This window comes from Legionella stuttgartensis (assembly GCF_977063405.2).
Map to the genome: position 1 here is coordinate 356,589 of NZ_CDRUHA020000082.1, position 21,805 is coordinate 378,393.

The window sequence follows — 21,805 nt, forward strand, 5'->3', positions numbered from 1 at the left end:
TCATCAATTATCCCACACTATATTGTAGGGACCGAAGCAGATAAACCGGGCACGCTAATGTGTTGTAACTCATCAGGCTCACCCGCTAGATTGAATCCCTGCGGTGTGTAATATCCATCCTTGCCCTTCTCATTTCGATATGAAGTAAATCTTCCTCCTTGAATCATATGTGTATCATTGGCCTGTTTACCCGGTATTACATCTGCAGCCGCTAAAGAAATTTCAATTTCCTGGATTAAATACTCCCATTCGCTAATTGGCCTATTGTCGGAAATATAAACGGTTACATCCTTTCCTGCTGTATTCGCAGAGATGGGTTTGTCTTCTGGAGTAATCTTAAATAAAGGAATATTTTTTTCTACTAAGTGTTTTAGCACAATATTTATTCCTTTTTCATAATTTCCGGGTGTTTCACGATCAAAAGAGAAATGGAGTTTCCATCCATAATCGCTTTCATTCAATTGATAGGGTGTTAGTTGATATGATGTAAATTCTAACCATTGATGAGGGGTTCTTTGACAATAATAGTTACCTGCTTTTATAGTGGAACCTATATGTAATGCATTTATATTTTTACTATTAGCCCAACTTTCAGTATCTCCCTTGTAAACAAAAATCCGTTCGTTATAAAGAAGTCGTATTAAATCTTCTTTCACACTATTTAACAGTGTTTTCATTCGAGGATCAGAAGATTGTTGCGGATCCGCAAGGAGCATGTTTATTTTTTTTATTGCTAGATGGTTTCTTTGGAGAAGGGATAACTGAGTATCACTCAATAAATGAATTAACGACAGGACTGTTTTTTTCCCTTGGAATCCAAAAAAACCAAAAATGCCTAAACTTTTTTCCTGAGCCAAACAAAAAGCATTTAGTTTATCTACACATGATTCAAATGAAATTGGCATACCCACCTCATAATGAATTTTATTTTTAAGTATAGGTCTTCTTTTTCTTTTTGTTTGTTGGACGGTCTAGGATGGGGACGCTCATGAAAGCGGGTAACTATGTTCTACTTCCATTAGCTTAAAAGGAACAGAATCTGAGATTTAAACTTGGTAAATCCCAGTTCCACGGTATCAACATTCCCTTTGTTTATTCATTACCCACTGGGAAGGAACCATTTTCGGCGTTTCTATAGTCAGGAAAAGAACAATGCATGTGGGCTATCTTCCACGATCCGTCTTCTTTTTCAATAGTCAGGGTACCGCGTAAATGTTCAAATAAATGTTCTTCCCCTTCAATGATAATTCGTGCACGACATATGGCAGCAGCCCACAAAGCATCATCAGGAGTTGGGACAAAGCGAATTATTTCTATTTTACCTTGCTCTGATTGGCTCCAGTCCCTTCTTAACTGTTCTTCAATTTCTTCTAAACCAACGCGATATTCATCAATCCCTGACCCCCAGACGTTCGAATTATTATTAAACAGGCTTAGCAAAAAGGATGCGTTGCGCTGCTCATATCCATCACAGAATTGTTTAAAAAGTAGTTCCGCAGGTTTTTTTTCTAGAGTGTTCATGAAGCTTTTTCTCCTGGATAATAAAATCTTGGCGGAGTATAAAAAGATGAGAAAAAATTGTCTGTCCGTGCCGAACACGGACAAAACGAAGCGCTATAATGCTGAGTATAAATACAACATGCGTTCCATTTCTAGCCTAGAAGAAAATCCGGTGCGTTGTTTAATACGCAGCAAATAGGTCTCTACGGTCCGCGGAGAAAGTTCAAGCAACTGGGCGATTTGTTTGTGTGTTGCACCTTGCACCAATAATCTAAGGCAAGTTAACTCTTGAACAGTGAGGTATGTTTTCTCATTTTTTCCAAGCACCGGAATTCTGCCTTGCGTCAAGCACATCTCTTTGTAATTTACATCGCGATAGGCTTCGGGTAATGCGAGCGGATTTTTATTCAGTACATGGATTAAATCTTTATTTTGGATGTCAAAATCAAAAATAAATTGTTCAATCGCCTTGAGTTTATTGAGATAAAAGGAACCGGGATTTGCATGTTCATAGGGTAAGGCAACTGCAATCATATCGTAATAGTTTTTACTCCGACGTACTAAAGTAAGTCCGTTGTGAAAATTAAATTTTTCACGAGCAATTTGCACCGGTGTACGGGGTAATTCTTCATCCCAAAAGAACCAGTATGAATGGTTATTTTCATGCTCATCGTCAAATGAAGAGAATACTACTGGGGCATTATCAATGTGTTGGAAGTATTCAAAGAGCCCTGTGTGGTTGGTCAGGCAATTAATGGAACCGTCTGCAAAACAACGTAAATATTGAAAATAATTAAATCCAAATGCATCTAATAAATTTTTACTTGCTTCATGGACTTTGTTTTTTAATAAAAATATAGGGTGGTTTAAGTCAACTTTTAATGACATGTAAATAAAATAACCTAGGTAAGCGGTACAAAGTGAATGCTATTTTCTCAGTAATTTTATTATTGATCAAATTGGTGTCGCCTCACTTGGTAAATACTCACTCGTTTTGAATTAATAGAGGATGAACACTAGAGCAAGACCTTGAGCGTGTAACCGATGATCATTTGAGTTGATTATGATTGCATTTGCCAATTGATCTCATTACCCTTTTTCATTTTGAGATTATTTTGTAATGAGGAGAGCCCTGGGATGCATGAGGGAGAAGATGAGATACAAGAACCAGTAAAAAAATCCGTTCGAACCAGTGAAAAATTACTTGCCAAACTTTCAAGATACCTCGACGAACTGGATTCTGAAGAGGATCATGAACTACACAAAGAATATGAAATAGCGGCTGAAACCATTCTGGAAATCCATTATGAGCAAATAGTAACAGACGCAAGCCAAGTTCTAGTTGGATTATTAGAGAACTATATAAACAAAATAAATACCGATCTTATCTCTTCATCTTTTTTTGAGCAGCCCCACCGTAACAGCGATCTCATTCTCGCCAAACATTGCTTGAAGGTATTAAATCCTGATTTTGCTACTGGGCCTACGGGTGATGCCGCCATTTATCATTTACTGAAATATCTGAATTTACATCCTGAGAAGTTGGATATGAAACACGGCTCGGCACAAATACTATCTGCCTTTTTTTCTTTGTACAGACACTATACTGATGGCCTCTCTGAAGAGCTTACCAAGAAGTTACACGTTCACAATCTCTGGGATGCTATTACTTATGGGGATTGGGTGGACCCTTTACTGGTTGAAATGAGTTATAGCACTGGTGATGTCCGAAAAAGGGGTTTTGAACAATTAGCAGCCGTTCAAAGCTGGATGCCCGAGAATAAGTCCTCATTTCAGGAATTGTTTACCCTGAATGTCCTGGCCGCACTAAAAAGAAAATGGATGAATAGTGAAGACAGTAGAAGCATGATATCTGGGCTGGAGCAATTGACAGCCTGGGTTTCCCCCGCATCGAATGAAGAAATTGCGGAGAGCCTGGCTTTTCTTTTGGCACATGATAATTATGAGCTGGCATACCCAATCTCCCAAACCATAAAAAAATTAATGGAAGGTAGGATTTTCTATAAACCCATTGATTTTTGTATTAGTGCTTTACTCAATCACAGAGACTTTCTGCAAAAACTTGGCTCTAGAACGGGCGCATTTAATATACTTAATGATATTAATAAGTACAGCGAGCTGGCTTCCCCTGATTACCAAGCCATGTTGATGGCATCTTTTAGCCAAGAATTTTTACAGGTATCTGATGTTGCACTGAGTGGCCTTCTTTGCAAGTCGTTCAATCAATTACACGTACCCCTTCCCCCAGACATACAAGACGATGTGCTTGCAAAAATAGTCCGCTTGTTACGTTATGATAAAGATCGCTCGCCTCCTCGCCATAATTTTAATGATTTTTGCGATACGTTCATAAAATTCGGCGACAATATGACTCCCACATCGCAGGAAAACCTATGCTATGACTTATTTAAGAGTTTTATTCATTATCATGGTTGGGAAACTATTTCAAAACCGGTTAACGAACATTTTTCTAAACTCATTGAAATGATGTCGTCAGAAAAACAAAAACAACTTATTGAATATGCACGTTCGCAAATGATGATGGAATTCGTACCCGATCTATTTGATACACGGAAGACTTTTTTACAGTGGAAGAGTCAGGCAATAATTAATTCGATTACCATTATCGCAGCCTTAGTTGGTACTGTTACTGAGAAAATGGAAATGCAGACCCGATTTTTTGATGATCTCATGGCTCTGGTGATGGATAAGGAGCAATATTTTGAGACTATCTCAAAAGCAACAGATACACTGAATCACTTGCATTGGCATTTATCTGATGAATACAAAATCAAAGCAATTCAAGATTTGTTTGATTTAATTAAGCAAAAGGCAAAATATTATCACCGAAGCAAGAAGCCTTTTGCTTTAAAACTGATAGCGCATCTCTCCGCGGGGTTAGACGAGGCCACCGGTGAGGCTGTAAATGATGGATTGCTTGCTCTTATTCATAAAAAGGGAGCTCCCGGCCTAAAATGCGATGCTATTGCAGCACTTATAAAACTACAAGTGATGTTCAACTCCAAAAAACGTACTGCTGTTGCTGAGTCCTTAATTACCTATTTAAAAAACCCCAAAAAAAAGAAAATAGTCAAAGTAAGCATTATCAACTTTATTAAGGATGAGCAAAAAAGAAATCCGCTGCCCGTTTATGAAACGGTGGTTCCCATTCTTATTGACATTATTAAATTGAAAACCAAACATCTTAATTTTCAAATTGCTGCTTGTCGGGCTTTGTGTCAATTTAGCATGACACAAAACTCCGCATTAAAGCAAAGTATTAGCTCTGCTTTAATTGAAACAATGAACAATCCCACCAATAAGGAGCTTTGGCAAGTGCTTTACCAATCCATAGTGGCACTACAGCATTGGCTAACCCCTGAACAAAAAGCCAGGTTTATGTCTGATTTAATTGAAACCATACCAAACACTAAAAAAAATGACCAGGCTAAGCGTATAAAAGCACTTTTTACTTTAAGAGACTGGTTACCTGCTGAACAGCAATTTCCAGCCCTTGAAGCGACATTAAATAATCTTCTAATTCATCCCAACTGTGTTAGTGACTATCGATTATTAGAAGAGTTAATGCCTGTTCTCAATGAGTCTGAACGCACCAAGGTTCTCCATCATTTGATAGAACATTTGGATCATGATAGTCCCTATCAGACTCGCTGCCTGATAATGCTGTATGCTGCCAACATCAATGATAATGATAAAATATCCCTTTTGGCACGTCTGAGGAAACTTGGGTCACAGGGAGAAACTTGGGATACAAATAAAGCCAGGTCACTCTTCGTAATGATTTATAATAATTACCATCAAAGCATCAAAGAAAAACTCCTGGACAACGTTGCACAACAGCACAATTTGCCGGTGGAAATTTCACAGCATATCTTGAGCTATGCTGGAGCATGATTCTGGGCACGCTCTAAAGCCTGCGGTTTGGCGCAGGCTAATCAACCACATTCTGGTGTAGTGAATTCAGGGTAGTTTGATGTCTAAATTATGGAACATAATTAAATCCAAATGCATCTATAAATTTTAATTGCATTCGTAGACTTGGGTTTTAATAAAAATTTAGGAGATTTAAGCAATTTCTAATGACATGTAAATAAAACTAATTTAATTAGAAAAACAAAGTGAATGCTATTTCGCCAATAATTTTTTTATTGATCAAATTGAATTGTATGGTTTCATCTCCTTAGATTTGATATAAAGTTTTGGAGAACTATGGACTTCTATTTCAGAAAATAGAATAAAGGAGATATAAATGCTTAGGAATAATTTAGGAAGACCGCATAAAGATCTATCATCAACACGGCTAAAACGCCAGTTATCAATATTCTACACAGGCCCTGATGGCCGCATTACTTCAGATGACCCTGACTCCTACAAAGGATTAGAACGTATTGCTTATCAAGATGCGCTAATTAGTCAACACCCGGAGACAGGCTATGCCGATGGAATTTTAAAGAAAAGAGCCAAGGAAAAAAATGCAAACTTTTTTTCTGATGCAAAGACTAGTGAATCTTCTAAGTATGAGGTTTCGGTACCTACTTCTCCGTGATGTAATATAATTAAAAGAGATACCTTTCTTAAGGGGAGGTATCTATTCGCCTCATTCAGGACTGATTAATCTTAAACCTAAACGGATGTAAATAGAATGGCTAAACCAGTAATTCCACAAGAAGTATTTCATGAACTTATCAAGGCAAATGGATTTTTCCCAAATAATTCCCGCTACCCTTTAGTACTCTACAAACAAACTAAAGTAGTTAAAAGTCTGACGCCGCAGGCTATCCAGGCGCTTTTAGAGCGAAATCACTGGGGGAATTCATGGGTCGATTCGATTTATGATTATCATCATTATCACAGTACGACCCATGAAGTACTCGTCATGATTGCGGGAGAAGGATCTGTCCAATTTGGGGGGGATAACGGTACAGTTTATCAAGTAAGCGCGAGCGATGTAGTCATTATTCCTGCGGGGGTGGCGCATAAAAGTTTGTGCTTATCCAGTGACTTTCAATGTATTGGTGCTTATCCATGGAACGTCGATTTTGATATGAATTATGGCAAAGCCGAAGAACATCCGCGAGTGGTTGAGCATATTAAGGCTGCTGGGTTACCCAAAAGTGATCCTATATTCGGTGAGCAAGGACTGTTATTTAATTATTGGAAATAGCATATATGCTAAATCGGCATAGTAGCGATTGCATTAGTCTTTAGCGTTTTTTATCTCTGACTCGAGAAAGGTACGCAATACACCTGTTATTCGTCCTTGATGACGTTTGTGAGGATACCATCCTGGACATTGAGTTAACCGATAAAAACTCAAGCAGTATTTAATGGGGCTTAAACGTTTTGCCAACGTAAATGCCTGTAACAATCGCTCCCGTGATTCAAAAGCTTGCCAATGCTCCAAGTAGCTGTCACGCAATTGATTATAGGTTTGATCCTTTATTTGATGAGCGCGCATCATGTTCAGCAAAAACGAAATCAGAGAAAAAAAAGGATGAGAAAGTACACTTTCTCCCCAATCAATAATTGTAAGATGTTGCGCTTGATACAGAATATTATTTTCGTGAAAATCACTATGTTCTATTGTTTCTGGAATAGAATATTGAGCCAGCTGATGACAAAGCGTTGCAACCTTGGTGTGCATCGAGAGGAGTTGTTGCAGCTCATTTGCAGTTAATCCATCGCGCATTAAAAACGCAGACTCATCCAGTAATTTTAAATATAAATGAGGGAGGTTCGCTAATCGCCAATCGGGTATTCCAAGTGTCAGGAGCAAATCAATTTGACTTATAAGACCTGTCTGGATCACCACATAGGATTTAAGTGCTTCTCTGGACAAATCAATCTGATAGTTGATGGTCAATTTTTCTTTAAGCGGTGTGCCTCGGTCATTCATTAGAAAACAGCGTAAATTTGAATTGTGAGCCAGTACCTCGGGTACCAAAGCGGGGAAAAAACTCCGTAGATATAATAATAAATTAGGCTCAATAGCAAATAACTCGGGGACTTGTTTTAAATACAAAAAGCCTTTAGTTGTAACTAATTGATGAACCCTGGCCCAGGATGTGTTCTGTATTAATCTAAACGGTCCTTGTATGGAATAACCCTGCTGATGCAAATAGTTTTGTGCCCAAAGAAGGGCTGGTTCATTTTCTGCATTCATAGATAATTGTTTCATCCTGTTTATCTGGCGATGCAGTTCTGTCAAATGCTTTAAGTAAGCGAATTTCTCTAAAACCTGTTTCATGAAGTAAGTCAATTAAAAATGCTGGATCATCATAAAGACGAATCTTATATTCTTCGATTTCTGTTTTAATAAGTTGATTTGCTTCGACGAGCTCATATTTACCAATTGAATAACAAAGGGATTTTTCAAGAAGGGCCAGCTGACTGAGCAAAATAGTTTGTCCATCGGCACGGCGCCAACGCGAGCCCCGCCAAATCCCCAATTCTTTAGGGACTGCCTTTGAGGTTTCTGTTTCAAATACAAAAATACCACCATCCTTTAAATGATGATGGATTACCTTGAGCGACTGTTTTATGGCCGCGATGTCAATGATTAGGCCAAATGAACCACTGGGAATGAAGATTAATTCATAGTGTTTTGCTTGGCCGAGTTCTTCAACATACCCATGCCATACCTTAGGCTCTAACTGCTGTGTTTTTGCTTTGGCATGGAGCGCATCCAACATCGATTGACTGGCATCAAATCCTTCGATTGCAAACCCCTCCCTCAACATCGGAAGCAGAAAACGGCCAGTGCCACACATGGGTTCTAAAATAGCCCCTTCTGTTTCTTTTGCATAACTCAAATAAAAATTCCATGCATCTTGTGGGGGATGAGGCTTACTCAGATCATAGACCTGAGTGCAGAGGCTTAAGTAAGTATCCAGAGATTTATTGAGCATACACACGACCTTCATTAGAGTGAAAAAGGATAATTTTATCCACTGTTTTTCTCTTTTTTTATTGATATTATCTGTAATGAATAATCAATGCCAATTTTGTGTTCCGATTTTGAGAATCAATAAATGAATTCAATACCCCCGCACATCCGCTTAATGAGCGAAGAGGACATCGACTTAGTTGTAAAGCAATTCGCAGCTCATAATTGGCCGAAACCTAAAAGTACGTTTACAAACTATTTACAAGAGCAGGAGCATCAAGAACGTCTGATTTGGGTCGCATTCTATGACACCCACTTTGCAGGGTATGTTACCTTAAAGTGGCACTCACTCTATCCATCCTTTAATCAACAAAAAATTCCTGAAATTATGGATTTAAATGTCTTGCCTCCTTATCGAAATAAAGGAATAGCTACTGCTCTTCTTGATTGTGCTGAGGTAGAAGGATTTAAAAAACATCCGGTGCTTGGAATTGGCGTAGGACTTTATGCAGATTATGGTCAAGGGCAAAGACTCTATGTGCAGCGAGGCTATATTCCCGACGGTTTGGGAATCACTTATGCTTATAAAACTGTTGCACCGGGCGCTATGGTTTGCCTAGATGATGATTTAGTTTTGTGGTTTACCAAACGTTTTGCTTAATGAAGGATGATTGTGTCAAAAAATACATTGGTTTTTTTACCTGGGGTTTTGTCGGATCACCGCGTATGGTCCTATCAAGCAACTCATTTGCAAGATCTCGTGCACTGTCAAATCATTCCTTTCACACACGGGAATATGACTGAAGATTTACTCCAAAGGGTGTTAAATCATGTTGAAGGGAAATTTTTCTTGGCAGGACATTCTATGGGTGGGTGGTTGGCGTTGGAACTGGCCAGAAGAGCGCCCGAGCGCATTTTAAAATTATGCTTATTGAATACTTCCGCGCAACCAGATTCTGAAGAAAAACATCAAAGAAGAATAGAAATGATACGAACGGTGGAACAGGGCGCTTTTCAGACGGTTGCTGCTGCACTTGCAGACAACTATGTATACGACGAGCGGGTTAAGGCGGAAGTGCTTTCCATGTTTCTAAGTGTGGGTCCGCAGACGTTTCTTGCCCAGCAAAAAATTCTCTTAGCTCGTGACGAGTGCAACTCGTTTCTTGCATCATTGACCATGCCTACCTTAGTCATGCATGCGCGGCAAGATAAAAATTTTTCTCTGGCAGTTCATGCAGAACTGGCAGACAAAATTCCCCATGCCAAATTAGCGATTATTGAGGACTCTGGCCATATGTCCCCTATGGAGTCGCCACAAGCGGTAACTGCATTATTACGTTTATGGTTGGATTATTTTTGATGCAGTTAGTCTTCATAATCATTCAAATCAAATGCTTCCTGCAGATTTTCTAGCTGCTCTTCAACGACCGTTAATTTTTCAAAGCTCGCAATATGGAACAGGGCCTGTCCTGAATGCACGAGCGGTAACATATTTTCACCAATGATAATGCCAGAAATTGGTGATTTTAATTTATATTCTTCCGTACTGGTTGGATTGGCGATAACTGCAATCACTTGTCCTTTAGCCACTCGATCTCCTGATTTTTTAATATGTCTTAAAATGCCACTTATAGGTGCTCTTATCCAATAACTGCACCTGGATACAGTAGAGGTACATTTTTTTACTTTATATCTACCGGGTTGAACCATTCCTAATGCACCCATAACACTCAAAATACCATTAATACCCGTTCTGATGGATAATTCATCAAAACGCAAAGACTCTCCTCCCTCATATACCAAAATAGGAATGCCTTGCGCATTCGCATATTCGCGCATGGAGCCATCTCTAAAGGTTGAATGCAGAATGACTGGAACATTAAAAGCACGAGCTAAATCTTCAATACCGGGCATATCAAGATTTGCTCTAATTTGAGGTAAATTAAAGCGATGATTGGAGCCCGTATGTAAATCAATGGCATGCGTTGATTGAGATAAAATTTGTTTACTGATAATTTCAGCAAGAATAGAGGCAAGAGAGCCATTCGAGCTGCCTGGAAACGATCGATTTAAATCTCTGCGATCCATTAAATATCGTTCCTGGTATAAAAAACCGTACACATTAACAATAGGAATCGCAATGACATTCCCGTTGATATTTTTTAACCCCTTCTTTTTCAAGAAGCGTCTGATGATCTCAACCCCATTAATTTCATCACCATGAATGGCGGCAGTAATGCATAACGAAGGTCCTTCTTCCACCCCGTTAATGATATGTATTGGCAAACTAATTGGAGTCCAATCATATAATTTGGGCATGGGTAATAAAACGGTTTTGCGTTCCCCGGGCTTAATTTTCATGTCCCCAATTACAATAGGTGCTTTACTCATTATCACTATCCTTAAACGGGTTATATAACAAGTGTAGCTGTAATTGGACAAATATGTTCCAAAAAATAACCTTAAATTTAAGCTTATGAGCGAATCTATTAGTGAATAAAAACAAAAACTTGTTGAATAATTTTTAAATAATTTGTTTACACTTGCATATGAATCAGTTAACTTAAATAAAGTACAAATTGTAATAAAAGGAGTTATTATGTTTGCAAAAGGAATATTATTTTCTTCGGAGTTTACTTGGGATAACGATTTATCAATCAAAAAGAATGTTTGTAATATAATGCGGGGTTATATTCCATATGGATTTAATATACTCACGCAAAAGACTCATGTAGCTGATGCAAAAGCGCTGGTCCTTTTCTTAGAAACGAATACGACGGTCACCGAGTTTGAAATTTATATGAACCTCCAAGCGATGAGACAAGTACTTAAGGATGAACAGGGTGAATATAAGGTAAGGTTGAATTTTTGTGTGCAAAAAATAGAAGAGCAGAATAGTCTACTCAAAACCTTAGGCGTGGCTGGACAAGCTTTTAACACTGTTTTTGGTGTGTCATAAAATTATTTAATCAAGGGTTAAATCGGAATCAACAGAAGGTGTTGTTCCAAGCTTTATACCCTTAAGTTGTTGATTAAATATGGCATAGTTATTATGTGAACCTGTGTTAATTATCGGGAACACAATATGGTCGAAGAAATGGGCTCGTTTTTCGATTTCTTCGCCATATACCTGAGCTACTATGTTAGGGTCATTTTTAAATTCCCCACAACCCCAGGCACCTAAAATTGCGTTGGGTTGTTTTGCCAGGATTAATGTATCAAGTTGGGCGCCGATGCGTCTTCTTAGATCCGCTATATATTGTTCCTTGGTTTCAAGATCCAATCTATGAGGTGTGATAGCAAGTTGTGGGGCTGCGGATCGTAATTCATAGAAGGGGAAAATATCTGATTCAGGAAGAAAGGCATAACTTAAGGCACTATCTGCAATATGTTGTGCTGAGGTAAAGTCTTCAGGAGCCGTAGGGAAAACTATCTCAGGTCCTCTGAAACATACCCTGGATTCTGGGCTAAAAAAAACTTTATATCCTTGAGTGTCCGTTTCGCCACTGTACTTTAATGTCTCACGTTCTTCCGCGGTCATTTTTATCTTGCCCTCTAAAAGCTTTTTTGCGGCGTCACTGTAGCAAAATGTCTTCGCTTCTTTATCTAGATAAATGATTTTGTCTAATAAAGATTGAGCGCAAGTACTTCGATGCCATATATTTTCCTCTTGGGCACTTCCTCCTTCTAAGGCCGCCCCACCTGGGAACAGCGGGTTTGCCATATTAAGTACAGAATAAGGTACGCCATATTTTTTGGTCGCTTCAAGCGCTGCAAGTCCCCAATCTTTATGAACTACTTCAACTAACTTTGGTGCGGATGATTTTTTTTTGGCCCATAGATTTAAATTCACTTGAGCTTGCCGGTGTAATTCATCTGATCTTTTTATATCAGTGATCCAATCCAAGGTTTGCTCCATACTTTTGTGTCGCCATCTCTGACCAGTATAAGAGCCTTTAAACAAACTTGGTTTATGCTCAGCATGCACTTCTTTAATCACAGAAGCGGAGCTTCTCTGAGGTGCGGGTTTAAATAGTCTAATTCTTGCCATCATTTTTTCTATCCTTAATTTCTGGTTCGCGTCTTCTACTTTCAGCGTATGGGTTTTTAATAATCTGTTGATTCGTTTTATTAAGATTCCGCATTTAAGAGAAGACGGTACTCGTCACATTTCCATAGGCACAACAGCTTGGAGTGAGATCTGATTGAATTTCCATGCACAGACAGCACTCGTGATTTTTATTTTTTTTGATAGGGCGAACATGCAACAAGATAGGGAGTAATCTCATCACATATTCTAAGCAATTGTATCCTTCCTTTTGTACATCCTTGACTCAACGATGAATGCGTTGAATCAAATTCAGTAGACCAAAATGATTAAAAAAAGTCAACTTTGTTTTTTGTTGTGAGATGAAGTTCATTTATTGCCATATTCAAAGAGAATGTAGTATCACATAAAAGATGGATTCAAATATTGCTTTTAGATACTAAAACAGGGAGGTGCTCAGAGGATTTTTTCAGCAAAACGTGATTAATATTTGGGCTATAATTATATTAATCTCACTTTTTGCTTGATAAATATGAAAGTTGATGAGAAATCTGTAAAAGCGCTATGTGGTGAGAGTTCCGAAGTTGTTGTATTTGGCTTTGGCAAATATGACTATAAAGAGCTCTGTAACGCCATCAATAAATATAGTGGAATGAATGCTTTAAATTCTGACAATTACGACAGCAAGCATACCGATTTAAGTAAAAACAACCCTTATTCTATGTATAATTATTTTAAGTTTATTCTCAATGACTTAATGGTTGAAAATTATAAGCGGCAAAAAGAAGGTAAACCAATCGTTCCTTTAATTTTTGTAGTGGGAAAAAGTGATGCAAAATATGACCCAAAACAAATTGCTCAAAGAGATGATGATCCTACTGAGAAATGGGTTACGCTCACAGAGCTACGAAGAGTCTATAAATTAGCAACAGAATTTGGCCCCGAATTTTCTCAAGTTGCTTTAGATACAATTAAGTTTGTAAATATTGAAACAAACTCCGATGTAACTACATTAAAGCTTGTTACTCCTTTTTGGGAAAGCCAAGATTGGCAGAAAGATTGGCAAACACGAAAGGAAGACACCCAGAAAAGACATGGTCAACTGATAAAAAACAGTATTTGGCGATCCAATTTACACGATAAAATTCAAGAAATCGACAGTCAATATTCTGATGGGGTAGGTAAAGATGAAAAAAAAACTTTTAATAGTTAACTAGAAATTGGCTAGCTTTAGCAAATTCAATTTTTTCTGCTCGAGATTTTAAATTGTTCATATTTGTAAAAAATTATAATTAAGGAGATTTAGAAACGTTTTTATGGAGACTATCTTAAACTAAGAGATTTCATAACGCAGCGCTATAAATCAATCATCAGTTGAATAAACACGCTTACTAAAATCGAACGCAAGAATCCACTTATATCTAAATTGGATGATTCGCGGATAATTCAACCGCTTCATCAACTTCTAATTCATCCAAATCCAGGCAATTTCGCACTTGCGCGTAAAGTTCTTTATCGATGTGCTGATATTTTTGTTCTTCTTGTATTCCGTCCTTGAGTAATTTTGCGGATAGAAATTTAAAACCAAGCTTCCACCAATATTCGTCCTTTACTTCACGTTCTAATAGTGTTTTACATTTTTTTAATGAGATATTCCCAATTAACATTTCAAGAACTATACTTCTTGCGTTTTGCCTAAAATTTGCAACAATTCCATCATGCATTTTAATTGCCAAGAGATCCTTGTATTCATAATGAACACTAATTGAATCGATTGTTTTTTTAGTGGAACTATCTAGGCTTATTCCTTCTATCTCTGTGCATTCATGTAGGTAATGAGTATTATCGAAACTTTGTCCTAAGTGTATATATCTTTGAAGTATAGGTGGGGTTGAAGCTTGCTGTATTGGGCAACAATAAAAGAAGGTTCCATTTGTTCGGCTCGCATAATTACACGTTTCGGGAGTTTCTCGTACTTTGTCGGCACAAATTTCTTTTAAAGATTTGGGCTTGCACATTACCTCAAAAATACAATCTTTTAGTTCTTCGGGTATAATAGTTTGTTCATATAGTTCTATAATTATCTTTTGTATAGAATCCTCTCCCTTTATTATTTCAGGGCAACCTGAATCAATATAAGTCTCTATTATTTTTTCTATCTCAGAAGGAATACACCGTCCTGAGCGTGTAAAATTTTTTATATCTAAACTGTAATTATTCAGATCAATAACTAACAAACCGATACGAGTTTCGGTTAATGGAGGAATGTATTCATATATAGGGTAAGGCTTATCGGTTAGAGACTTTTCACTGATTGTCCAACCACAAGTTAATATTAACATAATTTTACCTATCTAAATTGACTATGAGGCTTCTATTGAGCAATCGTAATGAAGGAATACAAGAACGCATAATGATCACAAAAAGATCTTAAAATGCTAAAAATGGGCATTTTATAATAAAAGAGCATAAAAGCATATTAATTTAACCCAAGTAATAGATAGGTTAGTATGGGTGATTTACTGCCCCGTGGCTCTTCCAAGAAACTACTCATGAATTTGAAGAATGTAAAAAATATAAAAGAATATTTATTATGTTTTAGAAGTGATTATTATCTTTAAATATCCAAAATGCGTTTACAATTCGCACAGCACTGATCTTCTTATTAAGGAAATTTAGTGATTATTGTCGAGTTGGGGCGGATATCATTCGCTCCTTAAAATCCTTCATGCCTTTGAAGATTGGTTGTGCAATTTTTTCTGGGAAGTGCCTCGGTAATTGTGCTGAGACCTCATCAATAGCAGAATCAATACGGTCAATCACTTCTTCAAAAATCTGAACTGCTTTAATTTTAGAATATTGTATGTATTTTGCTGTTTCAATAAAGTGTCTTTTTTGAATATTGTAAACCGTGTAATGACTGGTGTTGCCATATAAAGCCATGGCCATTTTCAATTTCTTAAACGCTAGCTGTTTTTGTTCCACGATAGGATAAGCTGAAATGACGTCGTATAATGGAGTGAGCTGGTAACCACCTTGTGGTTGTATACGTATACTGAAATTTTTGGCATGCGCATCAATTGCGCCAAGGCACCAGTAAGCAACCTGTGCTCTGAAAAATTCATCTCTATCTTTTTGAGGCCGCTGTGAACCATTAAGTAGCTGCATAATTTCTTTAATGCCGGGCCCACCATCTGACTGATATTTTAAATTTGGCGAATAACCCAATGATTGACATAGGTCTTCTTGTGGTAACCTAAGTATATAATGGTTATCTCGACTCCATTTTCTATCAAATCTTTCGACAACCAGCACCTTTTCATCTTCGAATTGTAAGATTTTTGATTTTGCAACATCCAAACCAAATTTGCTGGCCAGTAGTAAACAGAGATGTTCATTTTCACAACTCTCACTTAAATCAATTCCTTGATGTGGTAAATATCCAATAGGTAATTTGAATATGTGAGTTGTTGGTGTAGGTCCTAATGGTTTATGCCATCCATTTTGGTAATATAGAAAAGCTGTTTTTTCCTGAGCACCTGCTATTGATATTCTGAACTCATCATCCTCTTTATCCATTCCCAGTGGTGCGGTTTGGTAAGAACGTAAAGTACGAGCTATCTCGGCCTCACTGACAATGTGACTTTCAATGTTTAGACGCTGCGTCTGAGGAATATGTTCAACAATTTGTATTGCACCAACACAATCACTGCCAATTAAGGCCAATAAATCAAAGGGTCGTGATGATTTTGCCTGAAAACGAGCTTGAATTCTGGCTCTTATCTGCGGATTATCAGGAAGCAAGTTATCAAAAAAGTTATAAACAACTTCTCCTGAAAATTTTTGATTTACTAACGGTAACGATAAAGATACTGGTCGCGAATGTGGCTTGGAAATCCAGTCCGCAACATAGGAAAAACCTAAACCCCCTGCTTTATCCTGGGTAAGCTCCCCCACGAGCTCATTGTTCATCAATATGTATAATTTACGCATTACCATTCTATTTCTTCATGAGTTTCTTGGCCTTTTTCAACAAGACTAATATTTAAATTTAGTGCGGACAATATTCTAAATAAGGTATCAATTCGACTATTGTCGGGGCTATTTTCAAATTTTGATATGGTATCCTGTTTTAAACCCACTAAATCTGCAACTTCAGATTGACTCATTTTGAGTTGCTTGCGTTGATCATTTAAAAATAATGCCAAATCTTTTGCTGATCGAATGATCATAAATTTCCTCTTTTTACCCCCAATTGCCAATAATGTTAACTATACCCTCAAATGCGGGTAAAATCAATTATACCCGCATTTGAGGGTAAAAATTATTGGCTGCCCTGTACTTTGTCTATGTCTGATAAATTACTATTTTGTTTAGGAATGAAAGTTCTTACTCGTTTGCAAGGGGCTACCTTGCTGAAGTTTGGGTTGGGGCGCAGATTAGGAGCAAAAAATATTCTCATTCATACTGCTTATCATCGAATGATAGTTACTTCCTAAAATATTAAAAATTTAAAGTTATTATCTGTATTGCACTTCAACTTAGAAACGGAAATTAATATTTTGATGAGAGAACTTAAAAGTCTTATGGGATTGGCTCCCCGGACAAGACTCGAACTTGTGACCTAATGATTAACAGTCATCCGCTCTACCGACTGAGCTACCGGGGAATAGGGTCGGAATCTTAAAACGATTCTGATTGGTGGTCAAGTAGATTTACTAATAATTTTTTAAAATTTGCTTTTGTAGAGGAGGTTTTTGTTTTGTTCTCGTATTTTCATTCATTTTGGGGGCGTTATTACAAACGCCCTCATCCGCCCTTGCGGGCACCTTCTCCCCATTGGGGAGAAGGATTATTGGTTTTAACTGCAAAAGCGTTGTAGGCGATTTAAAGCATCTTCTAATATTTCCATGCTGGTCGCAAAGGATAAGCGAATACAGCCCTCATTGCCAAATGCAGAACCGGGAACTAAGGCAACGCCTACTTCAGTTAACAGTTTTTCAGAAAACTCAAGGTCATTGGCATATCCACGCTTTTCAATGATTGCTTGTACACTTGGGAAAATATAAAAAGTACCATCCGCTGGAATGACTTCTACTCCAGGTATTTCTTGTAATCGAGATGCTACAAAGTCGTGTCGTTGGCGAAAGGCTTTTACCATTTCCAATACACTTTCATTGCCACCGGTTAGTGCAGCTACCGCTGCTCTTTGAGCAATGGAACAAGGATTTGAGGTTGATTGGGATTGGATGGTTTTCATCGCATTCATTAATGGAAGAGGACCTGCTGCGTAACCGATGCGCCAACCGGTCATCGCATAAGCTTTAGAGACGCCATTTAACACAATGGTCCGCTCATAGAGCTCGGGACATGCGTTAAGAATATTGGCAAAAGGTTGGCTCCAAAGAATATGCTCATACATGTCATCCGTAGCAATAATAATTTGCGGATGCTTTTTCAGGACCTCAGCTAAAGTCTTTAATTCATCCAGTGTGTAGGCGATCCCCGATGGATTGGAAGGACTATTTAAAAAGATCATTCTTGTTTTGGGGGTGATGGCTGCTTCAAGTTGCTGGGCATTAATTTTATAACGTTGTGCTGGAGTTGTAGAAATAATAACCGGGATTGCTTCAGCTAATAACACCATATCAGGGTAAGAAACCCAGTATGGAGCAGGAATAATGACCTCATCGCCAGGATTAAGCAGGGCTTGGCATAAGTTGTAACAGCTTTGTTTGCCACCTACTGACACGAGAATTTGATTGACCTGGTAATCAAGATTATTATCTTTTTTGAATTTATTTTTAACAGCTTCTTTAAGTTCGGGAATGCCATCAACGGCGGTATACTTGGTGTACCCTTGATTAATGGCAGTGATAGCCGCTTCTTTTATGTAATTGGGTGTGTCAAAATCGGGTTCGCCTGTACCCAGATTAATGACATCATGCCCTTGAGCACGCATTTGGGTAGCCTTTGCTGCTACGGCCAAAGTAGGTGAAGGCTTAACTTTTTGCACGCGTTTTGCTAATGCGATATCCATTTGTTGCTCCTGTGAGATATACTATAAAGATATGAAAGATTTATTTAAACTATATGCCGATTATAAGCCTGCTGGCGACCAGCCGACTGCCATAGCCTCATTAATTGACGGCTTGAAATCAGGGTTATCCAAACAAACCCTTTTAGGGGTTACTGGCTCAGGCAAGACTTTTACTATAGCACATGTTATACAAGCCATGCGCCGGCCTGCCTTAATTATGGCTCCTAACAAAACGCTTGCTGCTCAGCTTTATGGCGAGTTTAAAGCCTATTTCCCCGATAATGCGGTGGAATATTTTGTTTCCTACTATGATTATTATCAGCCGGAAGCTTATGTGCCTGCTTCGGATACCTTTATCGAAAAAGATTCATCCATCAATGAGCACATAGAACAGATGCGTTTGTCTGCAACCAAAGCCTTAATTGAACGTAAAGATGCGATTATTGTCGCAACCGTTTCTGCAATTTATGGTTTGGGTGATCCTGATTCCTATTTGCGTATGGTATTACATCTTTCCCGCGGAGAACAATCCGATCAGCGTAAAATTTTAAGACGACTTGCTGAAATGCAATACACACGTAGCAACTTGTCTCTAGAACGTGGCCAATTTCGGGTCCATGGTGACATTATTGATATTTTCCCTGCTGATTCAGAGCGTGAAGCCATACGCATCGAACTATTTGATGACGAGGTGGAAAATATTGCTCAGTTTGATCCCCTTACCGGCGAAATTCTGCGGCGGGTGCCTCGGATTACCATTTTTCCTAAAACTCATTACGTAACTCCTCGCGAGCGTATTTTACAAACAGTAGATTGGGTCAAGGAAGAGTTACAAGAACGTCTGGCTGAATTTAAAGAGCAAAACAAATTGGTTGAGGCTCAGCGTTTGGAGCAACGTACTTTTTTCGATGTAGAAATGATGCTGGAATTGGGGTATTGCTCTGGTATTGAAAACTATTCTCGTTATTTATCTGCACGAGAAGCAGGGGAACCCCCTCCAACCTTATTTGACTATTTGCCACAAGAAGCGCTGCTGATTATCGATGAATCACATGTAACCGTACCGCAAATTGGGGGTATGTATCGAGGGGATCGATCCCGTAAGGAAACATTAGTGCAGTATGGTTTTAGACTGCCTTCGGCGCTAGATAACCGACCGTTACGATTTGAAGAGTTTGAGGGGCGCTCACCACAAACTATCTATATTTCTGCAACTCCTGGCCCGTATGAACAAGAGCATTCTGATAATGTGGCTGAACAGGTAGTCCGTCCTACAGGGCTTATCGATCCCGAAGTGGAAATTCGCCCGGTGCGTACCCAGGTGGATGATTTAATGTCAGAAATTCGTTTAGTGGTCCAACAAAATGCCCGCGTTTTAGTGACGACTTTAACGAAACGAATGGCCGAAGATTTAACCGACTATCTGAATGAACATGGCGTTAAAGTGCGTTATTTGCATTCGGATATCGACACGGTTGAACGCGTTGAAATTATTCGAGATTTGCGTCTAGGTGTTTTTGATGTTTTGGTTGGAATCAATTTATTGCGCGAAGGTTTGGATATGCCTGAAGTTGCTTTAGTTGCGATTCTTGATGCAGATAAAGAGGGTTTTTTACGCTCCGATCGTTCTTTGATCCAGACTATAGGGCGTGCAGCACGTAACATGAAAGGGCGTGCTATTCTTTATGCGGATAAAATTACCGGCTCCATGCAAAGAGCTTTGGATGAAACCAGCAGAAGGCGCGAAAAGCAACAGGCATATAATGAAGAACATGGAATCATCCCCAAAGGGATTAATAAGTCCATAACCGATATCATGGAAGGCGCATATCAAGGAAAACGCAATGTTGCCGTTGCAGAGCCAAGCCCAGAATATTTACAGTGGTCAACTCAGGAGTTAGTGAAACATATCAATACATTAGAAAAGCAAATGTATGTACATGCAAAGAATATGGAATTTGAAGCGGCAGCTAAAGTGCGCGATGAGTATCTTTTATTAAAAGAGCAATTAATGAAAGGATAGCCCGACAGACATGGATTATGAACCCTGAGGTTCAAGTGGGTAGCGGATGAGTCGGTTCAGGCTTCCCACTACAGGGTGGGCTTGCACAACGCCGACTTCAGGATGCTTCCCATGCTGTTAGCATTGGTTCTAAAATCACTCGCTATCGGGTTAAGTTGATTATACCATGGTCAACTCGCCTAAAGTCAAGAATGAAGCTGTTTCGGACGGAACCACGATTCGTCATCTTGTTCTTAGGGCATCTCAAACTACCACGCTGTCTTTTCGGGCTGCCAAATGACTGCTGCTTACTTTTTTATTATTCTCGACCCTCGATTAAATAAATCGCAAATGCTTAGGAAGATTCAGGATTAACCCATTTGATTACCCATAATTTTTCATTTAACATGTCCGCAAAAGAGGTTATCCCATTCTTTTTGAATTTTTATTCAAACTTAGCGCAACTGACCCATTCAATGAACTTACACCCAGTTATTCTCTAGATATTATGCTGCAGTGATTGAATAAAAGTGCATAGGATGATGATGTGGCATATATGATTAATGAGAGGTAATTATGGCAGCAACTGCATCAAATATGCTTCCACTAGGAAGTAAGGCATCTGATTTTACTTTAATTGATACGCGTAACGATCAGTGGATTTCTCTTGCTCAGATCAAATCACCCATTGCAACCGTGATTATGTTTTTGTGTAATCATTGTCCCTATGTCAAACATATTCAGACCAAAATAGTGGAGTTGGCGGAACACTATCAAAAAGATGGGATTCAATTTGTCGCGATCAGTTCCAATGATGCAGAAGCCTACCCCGCTGATGGTCCTGAAAAAATGCGGATTGAGGCGGATAATTTTCATTATCCATTTCCTTATTTATATGATGAATCACAAGAAGTTGCAAAAGCCTACAAAGCTGCCTGTACTCCTGATTTTTATATTTTTGATAAAGACCTGCTTTGTGTCTATCGTGGTTGTTTGGATGAATCAACACCTGGTAATAATAAACCTGTGACCGGCTCTCACTTGCAAAATGCGCTGGACAATATCCTTGCTGGTAATCCAGTAAGTCCAGAACAAAAGCCTAGCCTGGGTTGTAATATTAAGTGGAAATAATAGGTAGCCTGGGTGAAGGTCTGAAGGACCGTAACCGGGCTCCCCTGCGCTTCGTCCAGGACTACAATAGTGGAGAATACGTCAATCTCGAATGAAGGGCTCCCAATACACCTTAAGTTTACTGACTTATAACAATACCCCGTCCCGCGGCTTGTC

20 protein-coding genes, 1 tRNA gene and 1 other RNA gene are annotated in these 21,805 nt (G+C 38.6%); 9 read left to right on the top strand and 13 right to left on the bottom strand.

From position 1 onward, the window contains the following. Positions 1-17: 17 nt before the first annotated feature. The 3 genes from ACWTEW_RS29440 to ACWTEW_RS29450 form a co-directional block, all read right to left on the bottom strand. Positions 18-905, bottom strand: a complete 888-nt coding sequence (locus tag ACWTEW_RS29440) for a hypothetical protein (RefSeq protein WP_454781571.1) — start codon at positions 903-905, stop codon at positions 18-20. 187 nt (positions 906-1,092) lie between these two features. Then, the gene (locus ACWTEW_RS29445) at positions 1,093-1,521 is read right to left on the bottom strand and encodes a nuclear transport factor 2 family protein (protein WP_454781572.1); all 429 of its coding nucleotides are present in this window, start codon (positions 1,519-1,521) and stop codon (positions 1,093-1,095) included. Positions 1,522-1,614: 93 nt separating this feature from the next. Next, positions 1,615-2,388: a helix-turn-helix domain-containing protein gene (locus ACWTEW_RS29450; protein WP_454781573.1), complete on the bottom strand. Its 774-nt coding sequence runs from the start codon at positions 2,386-2,388 to the stop codon at positions 1,615-1,617. Positions 2,389-2,637: 249 nt separating this feature from the next. Here ACWTEW_RS29450 and ACWTEW_RS29455 point away from each other — a divergent pair, with 249 nt between their 5' ends. The 3 genes from ACWTEW_RS29455 (at position 2,638) to ACWTEW_RS29465 (ending at position 6,706) form a co-directional block, all read left to right on the top strand. Further along, positions 2,638-5,436 (top strand): hypothetical protein, encoded by a 2,799-nt coding sequence (locus ACWTEW_RS29455; protein ID WP_454781574.1) that lies wholly within the window; start codon positions 2,638-2,640, stop codon positions 5,434-5,436. A 355-nt stretch (positions 5,437-5,791) separates the two neighbouring features. Continuing rightward, complete coding sequence (locus ACWTEW_RS29460; protein ID WP_454781575.1) at positions 5,792-6,088, top strand: hypothetical protein; 297 nt, start codon at positions 5,792-5,794, stop codon at positions 6,086-6,088. A gap of 96 nt (positions 6,089-6,184) precedes the next feature. Continuing rightward, positions 6,185-6,706, top strand: coding sequence for a cupin domain-containing protein (locus ACWTEW_RS29465; RefSeq protein ID WP_454781576.1), 522 nt, complete (start codon positions 6,185-6,187; stop codon positions 6,704-6,706). A gap of 33 nt (positions 6,707-6,739) precedes the next feature. Here the strand turns inward: ACWTEW_RS29465 and ACWTEW_RS29470 are convergent, their stop codons facing one another. Continuing rightward, positions 6,740-7,720 (bottom strand): phosphotransferase, encoded by a 981-nt coding sequence (locus ACWTEW_RS29470; protein ID WP_454781577.1) that lies wholly within the window; start codon positions 7,718-7,720, stop codon positions 6,740-6,742. Continuing rightward, positions 7,689-8,450: a class I SAM-dependent methyltransferase gene (locus ACWTEW_RS29475; protein WP_454781578.1), complete on the bottom strand. Its 762-nt coding sequence runs from the start codon at positions 8,448-8,450 to the stop codon at positions 7,689-7,691. Before ACWTEW_RS29475 ends, ACWTEW_RS29470 begins: the two co-directional genes overlap by 32 nt. Positions 8,451-8,573: 123 nt before the next feature. On the opposite strand from ACWTEW_RS29475, the gene ACWTEW_RS29480 reads away from it, so the two are divergent. Then, positions 8,574-9,089, top strand: coding sequence for a GNAT family N-acetyltransferase (locus ACWTEW_RS29480; RefSeq protein ID WP_454781579.1), 516 nt, complete (start codon positions 8,574-8,576; stop codon positions 9,087-9,089). Positions 9,090-9,095: 6 nt separating this feature from the next. Next, positions 9,096-9,788, top strand: a complete 693-nt coding sequence (locus tag ACWTEW_RS29485; protein WP_454781580.1) for an alpha/beta fold hydrolase — start codon at positions 9,096-9,098, stop codon at positions 9,786-9,788. A gap of 5 nt (positions 9,789-9,793) precedes the next feature. On the opposite strand, the gene ACWTEW_RS29490 is transcribed toward ACWTEW_RS29485, so the two are convergent. Beyond that, positions 9,794-10,819, bottom strand: a complete 1,026-nt coding sequence (locus ACWTEW_RS29490; RefSeq protein ID WP_454781581.1) for a succinylglutamate desuccinylase/aspartoacylase family protein — start codon at positions 10,817-10,819, stop codon at positions 9,794-9,796. A 208-nt stretch (positions 10,820-11,027) separates the two neighbouring features. On the opposite strand from ACWTEW_RS29490, the gene ACWTEW_RS29495 reads away from it, so the two are divergent. After that, positions 11,028-11,387, top strand: coding sequence for a hypothetical protein (locus ACWTEW_RS29495; protein WP_454781582.1), 360 nt, complete (start codon positions 11,028-11,030; stop codon positions 11,385-11,387). Between the two features lie 6 nt (positions 11,388-11,393). On the opposite strand, the gene ACWTEW_RS29500 is transcribed toward ACWTEW_RS29495, so the two are convergent. Then, positions 11,394-12,482, bottom strand: coding sequence for a poly(ADP-ribose) glycohydrolase domain-containing protein (locus ACWTEW_RS29500; RefSeq protein WP_454781583.1), 1,089 nt, complete (start codon positions 12,480-12,482; stop codon positions 11,394-11,396). 526 nt (positions 12,483-13,008) lie between these two features. Between ACWTEW_RS29500 and ACWTEW_RS29505 the strand changes: the two genes are divergently transcribed. After that, on the top strand, positions 13,009-13,689 hold the full coding sequence (locus tag ACWTEW_RS29505) for a hypothetical protein (protein ID WP_454781584.1): 681 nt from the start codon (positions 13,009-13,011) through the stop codon (positions 13,687-13,689). Between the two features lie 208 nt (positions 13,690-13,897). Here ACWTEW_RS29505 and ACWTEW_RS29510 read toward each other — a convergent pair whose 3' ends face one another. The 5 genes from ACWTEW_RS29510 to ACWTEW_RS29530 form a co-directional block, all read right to left on the bottom strand. Further along, entirely contained in the window at positions 13,898-14,818 is a 921-nt protein-coding gene (locus ACWTEW_RS29510; protein ID WP_454781585.1) for a hypothetical protein, read from the bottom strand. Positions 14,819-15,158: 340 nt separating this feature from the next. Beyond that, a complete protein-coding gene (locus tag ACWTEW_RS29515; protein WP_454781586.1) occupies positions 15,159-16,469 on the bottom strand; it encodes a type II toxin-antitoxin system HipA family toxin in 1,311 nt (436 codons plus the stop codon). Continuing rightward, the gene (locus tag ACWTEW_RS29520) at positions 16,469-16,708 is read right to left on the bottom strand and encodes a helix-turn-helix domain-containing protein (RefSeq protein WP_454781587.1); all 240 of its coding nucleotides are present in this window, start codon (positions 16,706-16,708) and stop codon (positions 16,469-16,471) included. The genes ACWTEW_RS29515 and ACWTEW_RS29520 overlap by 1 nt, the downstream gene beginning before the upstream one ends. 361 nt (positions 16,709-17,069) lie before the next feature. After that, positions 17,070-17,145 (bottom strand) — tRNA-Asn (locus ACWTEW_RS29525). A gap of 192 nt (positions 17,146-17,337) precedes the next feature. Next, on the bottom strand, positions 17,338-18,516 hold the full coding sequence (locus tag ACWTEW_RS29530; protein WP_454781588.1) for a pyridoxal phosphate-dependent aminotransferase: 1,179 nt from the start codon (positions 18,514-18,516) through the stop codon (positions 17,338-17,340). 31 nt (positions 18,517-18,547) lie between these two features. On the opposite strand from ACWTEW_RS29530, the gene uvrB reads away from it, so the two are divergent. Then, complete coding sequence (gene uvrB / locus ACWTEW_RS29535) at positions 18,548-20,539, top strand: excinuclease ABC subunit UvrB (RefSeq protein ID WP_454781589.1); 1,992 nt, start codon at positions 18,548-18,550, stop codon at positions 20,537-20,539. Here uvrB and ssrS read toward each other — a convergent pair. Beyond that, positions 20,534-20,694, bottom strand: a non-coding RNA gene (gene ssrS, locus ACWTEW_RS29540) — 6S RNA. The genes uvrB and ssrS overlap by 6 nt on opposite strands. A gap of 400 nt (positions 20,695-21,094) precedes the next feature. Here ssrS and ACWTEW_RS29545 point away from each other — a divergent pair. After that, complete coding sequence (locus ACWTEW_RS29545; protein ID WP_454781590.1) at positions 21,095-21,649, top strand: thioredoxin family protein; 555 nt, start codon at positions 21,095-21,097, stop codon at positions 21,647-21,649. The last annotated feature ends 156 nt before the right edge of the window (positions 21,650-21,805 follow it).

Bases quoted from the DNA above. Each gene is read 5' to 3' on its own strand.
- ACWTEW_RS29440 (WP_454781571.1), bottom strand. From the start codon at position 905: ATGCCAATTTCATTTGAATCATGTGTAGATAAACTAAATGCTTTTTGT.
- ACWTEW_RS29445 (WP_454781572.1), bottom strand. From the start codon at position 1,521: ATGAACACTCTAGAAAAAAAACCTGCGGAACTACTTTTTAAACAATTC.
- ACWTEW_RS29450 (WP_454781573.1), bottom strand. From the start codon at position 2,388: ATGTCATTAAAAGTTGACTTAAACCACCCTATATTTTTATTAAAAAAC.
- ACWTEW_RS29455 (WP_454781574.1), top strand. From the start codon at position 2,638: ATGCATGAGGGAGAAGATGAGATACAAGAACCAGTAAAAAAATCCGTT.
- ACWTEW_RS29460 (WP_454781575.1), top strand. From the start codon at position 5,792: ATGCTTAGGAATAATTTAGGAAGACCGCATAAAGATCTATCATCAACA.
- ACWTEW_RS29465 (WP_454781576.1), top strand. From the start codon at position 6,185: ATGGCTAAACCAGTAATTCCACAAGAAGTATTTCATGAACTTATCAAG.
- ACWTEW_RS29470 (WP_454781577.1), bottom strand. From the start codon at position 7,720: ATGAAACAATTATCTATGAATGCAGAAAATGAACCAGCCCTTCTTTGG.
- ACWTEW_RS29475 (WP_454781578.1), bottom strand. From the start codon at position 8,450: ATGCTCAATAAATCTCTGGATACTTACTTAAGCCTCTGCACTCAGGTC.
- ACWTEW_RS29480 (WP_454781579.1), top strand. From the start codon at position 8,574: ATGAATTCAATACCCCCGCACATCCGCTTAATGAGCGAAGAGGACATC.
- ACWTEW_RS29485 (WP_454781580.1), top strand. From the start codon at position 9,096: ATGATTGTGTCAAAAAATACATTGGTTTTTTTACCTGGGGTTTTGTCG.
- ACWTEW_RS29490 (WP_454781581.1), bottom strand. From the start codon at position 10,819: ATGAGTAAAGCACCTATTGTAATTGGGGACATGAAAATTAAGCCCGGG.
- ACWTEW_RS29495 (WP_454781582.1), top strand. From the start codon at position 11,028: ATGTTTGCAAAAGGAATATTATTTTCTTCGGAGTTTACTTGGGATAAC.
- ACWTEW_RS29500 (WP_454781583.1), bottom strand. From the start codon at position 12,482: ATGATGGCAAGAATTAGACTATTTAAACCCGCACCTCAGAGAAGCTCC.
- ACWTEW_RS29505 (WP_454781584.1), top strand. From the start codon at position 13,009: ATGAAAGTTGATGAGAAATCTGTAAAAGCGCTATGTGGTGAGAGTTCC.
- ACWTEW_RS29510 (WP_454781585.1), bottom strand. From the start codon at position 14,818: ATGTTAATATTAACTTGTGGTTGGACAATCAGTGAAAAGTCTCTAACC.
- ACWTEW_RS29515 (WP_454781586.1), bottom strand. From the start codon at position 16,469: ATGCGTAAATTATACATATTGATGAACAATGAGCTCGTGGGGGAGCTT.
- ACWTEW_RS29520 (WP_454781587.1), bottom strand. From the start codon at position 16,708: ATGATCATTCGATCAGCAAAAGATTTGGCATTATTTTTAAATGATCAA.
- ACWTEW_RS29530 (WP_454781588.1), bottom strand. From the start codon at position 18,516: ATGGATATCGCATTAGCAAAACGCGTGCAAAAAGTTAAGCCTTCACCT.
- uvrB (WP_454781589.1), top strand. From the start codon at position 18,548: ATGAAAGATTTATTTAAACTATATGCCGATTATAAGCCTGCTGGCGAC.
- ACWTEW_RS29545 (WP_454781590.1), top strand. From the start codon at position 21,095: ATGGCAGCAACTGCATCAAATATGCTTCCACTAGGAAGTAAGGCATCT.